This is a genomic window from Nocardiopsis sp. NPDC050513 (assembly GCF_044457925.1).
GTDB lineage: Bacteria > Actinomycetota > Actinomycetes > Streptosporangiales > Streptosporangiaceae > Nocardiopsis.
The window spans coordinates 234,574-241,895 of sequence record NZ_JBITHK010000010.1; the positions used below are offsets into that span (position 1 = coordinate 234,574).

Here is a 7,322-nt window from a genome sequence, read left to right on the forward strand (position 1 = left end):
GTCAGACCTTGTCCTTGACGGCGTCGGCGTCCCCGTCCCGCGAGGCCGCCTGGCCGTCGGGTGAGGCCTCCGCCTCGATCAGACTCTGCGAGACCTGCTCGGTGAACCCGTCGCCCTCCAGCAGGTGCTGCGAGACCTGCTCGGTGAACTCGTCGCCCTCCAGCAGGTGCTGCGAGACCTGCTCGGTGAGCTCCTCGCGCTCCAGCTTGCGCTGCAGCCGGATCTGGCGGTGGCGTTCCTCGGCGAGCTGCTTCCACGTGGCGACACACATGACCAGCATGACGGCGCTGAACGGCAGGGCGATGAGGATGGCGCCGACCTGGAGGGCGCCCAGGCCGCCCGCGAGCAGCAGCGCGACGGCCACCAGTCCCTCGGCCGTCGCCCAGAACACCCGGCTCCAGACCGGGGTCTCGGGGCTGCCCCCGGAGGCCAGCATGTCGACCACGAGCGAACCGGAGTCCGACGAGGTCACGAAGAACAGCACGATCAGGACGACCCCGCCCGCGACCAGGACGGTTCCCCCCGGCAGGTCGCCGAGCAACCCGAAGAGGGCGGCCTCGGTGTCGACGGACCCGTCCGCCGCGACGCCTCCCCCGGAGCCGAACAGCTCGCGGTACAGGGCGCTGCCGCCGAACACGGTGAGCCACAGGAAGGTGACCGCCGTCGGCACCAGCAGGACCCCGGTCACGAACTCCCGCACGGTCCGGCCGCGCGAGATGCGCGCGATGAACACGCCCACGAACGGCGCCCAGGACATCCACCAGCCCCAGTAGAAGGTCGTCCACCAGCCCTGCCACTGGGCGCCGTCCGCGCCTTCCAACGCCGTGGTGTCGAAGCTCAGCTGGAGCAGGTTCTGGAAGTAGAGCCCGATCGACTGCACGAACTCCCGGAAGATGAACAGCGTCGGGCCCATGACCAGCACGACGACCATCAACAGGGCGGCGAGCCCCATGTTGATCTGGGAGAGCCACTTGACTCCCCGCTTCACGCCGGTGGTCACCGAGAAGATCGCCAGGGCGGTGATCGCGCCGATCAGGACGATGTACGTCCAGTTGCCCGGGTCGCTGACGACACCGAGCACGTCGAGCCCGGAGGCGATCTGGAGGACGCCGAGGCCGAGCGAGGTGGCCACGCCGAACAGCGTCCCGACGACCGCGATGACGTCGATCAGGTCGCCTGCCCAGCCGTTCACCCGCTCCTCGCCCAGCACCGGCTCCAACGCCCAGCGGATCGACACCGGGCGTTTCCTGCGGTGGATCGCGTACGCGACGGCCAGGCCGACGACCACGTAGATCGCCCACGGGTGCAGGCCCCAGTGCAGGAACGTCTGCACCAGCGCCTGCTGGGCGACGTCCTGCTCCGCGCCCTCGACGCCCGGCTTCGGGCTGGCGAAGTGGTTCAGCGGCTCCGCGACCCCCCAGAACACCAGCCCGATGCCCATGCCCGCGGCGAACAGCATCGAGAACCACGTGCTCAGCCTGAACTCGGGTTCCTCGTCGTCGGGCCCGAGCTTGATGTCACCGAACCGGCCGAGGCCCATCCGGATCGAGAACACCACGAACGCGCACACGATCAGGACGTAGTACCACCCGAACGTGCCGATCACGGTGTCCTGAAGGGCGGTGACCGTCGCGGACACGGCGTCGGTGAACAACACCGTGGCCGCGACGAAGGCGGTCACCAGAACCACTGAGGGCCAGAAGACCCTGGGGGCAGTGATCATCGCTGATTGTCACCATCCTCGTTGGGGGAGAGTGCGTTCCGCACCCACTCATGGAACTCGCCGATGTGGTGCTCGGAGGGAACGAGGACGCCGCCCTCGGCGTAGGCCCGGGACGACATCGCGGGCTGGCAGCGCTCGCAGGCGTCGAAGTCCTGCTGGTTGACCCGGTGGAACAGCTCGACGGAGCGCGACACGTCGCGGCCGGACGCCACGACGTCCTTGCTGTACAGCCAGTCGCACTCCACGAGGGTGCGGTCGGCGGACAGCGGGAACATCCGGTGCAGGATCACGTGGTCGGGCACCAGGTTGACGAAGACCTGGGGACGGACGGTGATCGCGTAGTACTTGCGGTCCTGGTCGGAGTCCACCCCGGTCAGCCGGTCGAATCCCTCGCCGCCGTCCACCGTGAATCCGGAGACCTCCTCGCCGAAGGCCGCGCCGTGCCCGACGAAGTACTGGGCGGCGTAGCCGTCGGCGAACTCGGGCAGCACCTCGGTGAGTTCGGGGTGGATGGTCGCGCAGTGGTAGCACTCCATGAAGTTCTCGATGATGAGCTTCCAGTTGGCCCTGACGTCGTAGGTGATGCGACGCCCGAGTTCGAGCTCGTCGATCTCGTAGTTCCCGATGGCCTCCAGCGAGCCCAAGCGCTCGGTCACGTCGGCCTGCACCGTGTCGGCGAAGGAGGGCGGATCCTGGGCGAGGCACAGCCACGCGTAGCCCAGCCACTCGCGCAGGTGCACCGGCTTGAGGCCGTACTCGGTGCGATCGATGTCCGGCATCGAGGTCAGGTTGGGGGCGGCGACCAACTTCCCGTCGAGCCCGTAGGTCCAGGCGTGGTAGGGGCACTGGAAGTTCCGCTTGACGGTCCCCGACTCCTCCACGCAGAGCCTGGCGCCCCGGTGCCGGCAGATGTTCAGGAAGGCGCGCAGGGCGCCGTCGCGGGACCGGGTGACGATCACGCTCTCGCGTCCGATCTGGACGGTGCGGAAGTCGCCGGGCTTGTGCAGGTCGGCGCCGCGTACCGCGCAGAACCACATCCGCTCGAAGATCCTCTCCTGTTCGAGGGCGAAGACCTCCGGGTCGGTGTAGGTGTACCCGGGCAGGGTCGGGATCAGGCTCTCGGGCAGTGCGGAACCGCCGGTGGCCGGAGGGGCGACGAGGTTCTCGGTCAATGCTGTCTCCGTTCCGTGCTGCACGGTCGCCGACGGGGCGCCGTGGGTCGAAGGAGGTCGGGGACGATCGGGTGCTGTGGCCGTGGCCGGGAGCACCGCGTCCGGTTCACGAGCGGATACGGGTCATGTCGGGGTCGAAGAGCGGTTCGGCCGCGACCACCGCGCGGACGCGCTCACCGAAGTACTCGATCTCGACGGCGGTGCCGGGCCGGGACACGTCCGCGGGCAGCCACGCGTAGGCGATGTTCCTGCCGACGGTGTAGCCGCGTGCGGCGCTGGTGACGTAGCCGACCGGCGCGCCGCCGGCGTACACCGGCTCGGATCCCATGACGACCTGGTGGGGATCGTCGATGGTCAGGCAGGAGAGCCTGCGCGCGACGGTGTCCTCGGAGCGGCCCCTCAGGACGTTCTTCCCGTGGAAGTAGCCCTTGTCCATGCGCACCGCGAAGCCGAGTCCGGCCTCGTACGGGTCGTGTTCGGTGGTCATGTCCGCGCCCCAGGACCGGTAGCCCTTCTCCAGCCGCATGCTGGTGAAGGCGCTGCGGCCCGCGGCGATGACGCCGTGGTCCTGTCCCGCCTCCCAGAGCGTGTCCCACAGCCGGCGCCCCAGGTCGGCGGTGGTGTAGAGCTCCCAGCCCAGTTCACCGACGTAGGACAGGCGCATGGCGGTCACCGGAACGTCCCCGATGAAGGCCCGCTTGGCCTTGAAGTAGCCGAGCGCCTTGCGCGAGAAGTCCTCGCGGGTCAGCGGTTGGAGGAGCTCGCGCGCGGCGGGGCCCCACAGCCCGACGCAGCAGGTGCCCGCGGTGATGTCGCGGACCTGCACGCGTCCGTTGGGTGGAAGGTGCCTGCGCAGCCAGTCGAGGTCGAGCGGGCCGTTGGCGCCCACCTGGAAGCGGTCCTCGGCGAGCCGGGCCACGGTGAGGTCGCTGCGGATCCCGCCGTCCTCGTTGAGCATGAGGGTGTAGACGACCGACCCCGGCTTGCGGTCGAGCTGGTTGGTCGTCATCGTCTGGAGGAACGTCAGCGCCTCGGGGCCGGTGACCTCGATCCGCTTCAGGGGGGTCATGTCGAACATCGCCACCCGCTTGCGCGCCACCAGCGCCTCGGCGCCCGCGATCGGCGACCAGAACCGTGCGGCCCAGTCGTTGCGCTCGGGGATCTCCTCGACCTCGGGCAGGTCCGCGTTGGCCTCGTACCACTGCGGCCGTTCCCAGCCGGACGCCTCGTGGAAGACGGCGCCGAGTTCGACCTGCCGGTCGTGGAACGGGCTGGTCCGCAGCGGGCGCGGCCGTTCGGCGGGCTGCAACGGGTGCAGCACGTCGTAGACCTCGTCGAACGCCTGGCAGCTGCGCAGGTGGACGTACTCCGGTCCCCGCTCGACCTCCTCGAACCGGTTGAGGTCGCAGCCGTGCAGGTCGACGGTCGGCTGGCCGTCCACGAGCCACTCCGCCATCGCCTTGGCCACGCCCGCGGAGTGCGTGATCCAGACCGCCTCGGCCACCCAGAAGCCCTGGAGGTCGGGGTGCTCGCCGAGCAGGGGGTTGCCGTCCGGGGTGAAGGAGAACAGCCCGTTGATCCCCTCGTCGACCTTGGCGTCGGCCAGGCACGGCAGCAGGTCGACTGAGTCCGCCCAGGACGTCTCGAAGTCGTCCGGAGTGAACGGGGTCTCCGACGGCATGGTCGGCGCGTCGCCGGGGTCGAGGATGTCGTCCGCGGAGATCGGCATCGGGCGGTGGTCGTAGGCGCCGATGCCGAGGCGGTCGACGTGCTCGCGGAAGTAGAGTCCGGCCTCCTGGTGCCGCAGCAGCGGCTTGGACATCTCGCGCAGCTCGTCGTTGACGCCGTGGAGGACCGGCAGGGGCGAGGTCTTGGCGTACTGGTGCGCCATCGGGACCAGGGGGATGTCGAGGTCGACCATGCGGCCGATCCGCGGACCCCACATGCCGACGCAGGAGACGACGACGTCGGCGGTGAAGGTGTCGTGCTCGGTCACGACGGCGCGGACCCGTCCGCCGCGGCGTTCGACACCGGTGACCTTGTGGTGCGCGAGGAAGCGCGCGCCGCGGTCCGCTGCCCGCCGGGCCTGGGCCTCGGCGGCGCGCAGCGGCTTGGCCAGACCGTCGCCGGGGACGTGGAAACCGCCGAGGACCTTGGCGGGGTCGAGCAGCGGGTGCAGCTCGGCGCACTCGCCGGGGTCGCGCAGGTAGCTCTCCACCCCCCACGACGTGGCCCAGCCGTGCCTGCGCTTCAGGTCGGACCAGCGCTCCGGGGTGGTCGCCACCTCGAGACCGCCGAGCTGCTGGAAGCACCACCTGTCGTCGAGCGTCAGCGCGGTGTACTTCTCGACGGTGTACTTGGCGAACTCCGTCATGGTCTTGCACCCGACGGTCTGGTACACCAGGCCGGGCGCGTGGGAGCTGGATCCGCCGGTGGCGAACAGCGGTCCCTGTTCGAGCACGGTGACGTCGGTCCACCCTCGCGCGGTCAGCTCGTCGGCCAGTGCGCAGCCGACGATGCCCGCTCCGATGAGCACGACGCGTGGTTGGGTCGGCATGGAGGTCCTCCTGATCGTGTGGTCGGAGCGCGTCAGAACCCGCGCTGGATCCAGTCGTCGAGGTGCGGCGCTTCGGTGCCGATGGTCGTGGTGGGGCCGTGTCCGGTGTGGACGACGGTGTCGGCGGGCAGGGTCAGCAGGGTGTCCCGGATCGACGCGACGATGGTCGGGAAGGAGGAGTACGAGCGACCCGTGGCGCCCGGTCCTCCCGAGAACAGCGTGTCGCCGGAGAAGACGGCGCCCAGGTCGGGGGCGTACAGCGAGACCGACCCCCACGTGTGGCCGGGCGTGGCGAGTACCCGCAGCGTGGTCGCGGCCACCGTGACGGATCCCCCGTGGGCCAACCAGGCGTCGGGGTCGCGGTCCGGGTGGACGGCCCGCCAGAGGGGCTCGTCGTCGGGATGGACCAGGATCGGCCCACCGGACTCGTCCGCCACCTTCGCGGCGGCGTTGACGTGGTCGTTGTGGGCGTGGGTGCAGACCACCGCGGCCACGGCGCGACCGCCGACCGCCTCCAGCACCGCCGTGGCGTCGTGCGCGGGGTCGATGACGACGACCTCCTCGTCGTCGCCGACCAGCCACACGTTGTTGGACACCTCCCAGGCGCCCCCGTCGAGGATGAAGGTCCCGAAGGTCTCGAGGTGCTCGATCCGCGCGCTCACAGGACCACCACCGATCGCAGGACGCGCCCCTCGTGCATGTCCCCGAAGGCGCGTTCGACGTCGCCGATGCCGATGGTCTCGGTGACGAAGGCGCCCAGGTCGAGCCGGCCCTGGAGGTACAGGTCGATGAGCACGGGGAAGTCGCGGCTCGGCAGGCAGTCGCCGTACCAGGACGACTTCACCGCTCCGCCGCGGCCGAACACGTCGATGAGCGGGAGGTCGACGGTCATGTCCGGGGTGGGGACACCGACCAGCACCGCCGTCCCGGCCAGGTCGCGGGCGTAGAACGCCTGACGGAAGGTCTCCGGCCGGCCGACCGCGTCGATCACGACGTCCGCCCCGTGACCGCCGGTCAGCTCCCGGATCGACTCGATCACGTCCCGGGCGGCGGCGTCCACCGTGTGGGTCGCACCCAGCCGTTCGGCCCAGTCGAGCTTGCGCTGATCGAGGTCGACGGCGATGATCGTGCCCGCGCCCGCCAGCCGGGCCCCAGCGATGGCCGCGTCACCGACGCCGCCGCAGCCGAGGACGGCGACGCTGTCCCCGCGCCCGACCGACCCGGTGTTGATCGCGGCGCCGATGCCCGCCATGACGCCGCAGCCGAGCAGTCCCGCCACTTCCGGCGGCGCCTTCGGGTCGACCTTGGTGCACTGGCCGCTGTGGACGAGGGTCTTCTCGGCGAAGGCCCCGATGCCGAGCGCGGGGCTCAGCGGGGTGCCGTCCTCGAGTGTCATCGGCTGTGCGGCGTTGTGGGTGTCGAAGCAGTACCAGGGCCGTCCGCGCTGGCACGCCCGGCACACGCCGCAGACGGCACGCCAGTTGAGGACGACGAAGTCCCCGGGCTCCAGGTCGGTGACGCCGTCCCCGACCGCCTCCACCGACCCGGCGGCCTCGTGGCCGAGCAGGAACGGGAACTCGTCGCCGATGCCGCCTTCCCGGTAGTGCAGGTCGGTGTGGCAGACCCCGCAGGCCTGGACCTTCACCAGGGCTTCACCGGGGCCGGGGTCGGGAACCAGGATCGTCTCCACCGAGACCTCGGCTCCGCGCCCCTTGGCGACCGCACCCTTGACTGCGTGTACCACTGTTCTTCTCCCTGTCGAGTCGGAGTTCGTCACAGGTTGGGGTAGAGGGGGTGCTTGTCGGCCAGCGCCCGCACCCGCCCGCGCAGGGCGTCGGCGTCGAACTCCGGCTTGAGCGCCTCGGCGACG

The 7,322-nt window shown here is 70.5% G+C and carries 5 protein-coding genes; all 5 read right to left on the minus strand.

Annotation, left to right across the window (positions count from 1 at the left end; genetic code table 11):
• Position 1: 1 nt before the first annotated feature.
• A complete protein-coding gene (locus ACIBFB_RS19555; RefSeq protein WP_397232028.1) occupies positions 2–1,723 on the minus strand; it encodes a BCCT family transporter in 1,722 nt (573 codons plus the stop codon).
• Positions 1,720–2,895 (minus strand): aromatic ring-hydroxylating dioxygenase subunit alpha, encoded by a 1,176-nt coding sequence (locus ACIBFB_RS19560; protein ID WP_397232030.1) that lies wholly within the window; start codon positions 2,893–2,895, stop codon positions 1,720–1,722. Before ACIBFB_RS19560 ends, ACIBFB_RS19555 begins: the two co-directional genes overlap by 4 nt.
• Before the next feature lie 106 nt (positions 2,896–3,001).
• The gene (locus tag ACIBFB_RS19565) at positions 3,002–5,452 is read right to left on the minus strand and encodes an FAD-dependent oxidoreductase (RefSeq protein WP_397232032.1); all 2,451 of its coding nucleotides are present in this window, start codon (positions 5,450–5,452) and stop codon (positions 3,002–3,004) included.
• A gap of 32 nt (positions 5,453–5,484) precedes the next feature.
• On the minus strand, positions 5,485–6,114 hold the full coding sequence (locus ACIBFB_RS19570; protein WP_397232034.1) for an MBL fold metallo-hydrolase: 630 nt from the start codon (positions 6,112–6,114) through the stop codon (positions 5,485–5,487).
• Positions 6,111–7,196, minus strand: a complete 1,086-nt coding sequence (locus ACIBFB_RS19575) for an S-(hydroxymethyl)mycothiol dehydrogenase (protein WP_397232036.1) — start codon at positions 7,194–7,196, stop codon at positions 6,111–6,113. Before ACIBFB_RS19575 ends, ACIBFB_RS19570 begins: the two co-directional genes overlap by 4 nt.
• Between the last annotated feature and the right edge of the window lie 126 nt (positions 7,197–7,322).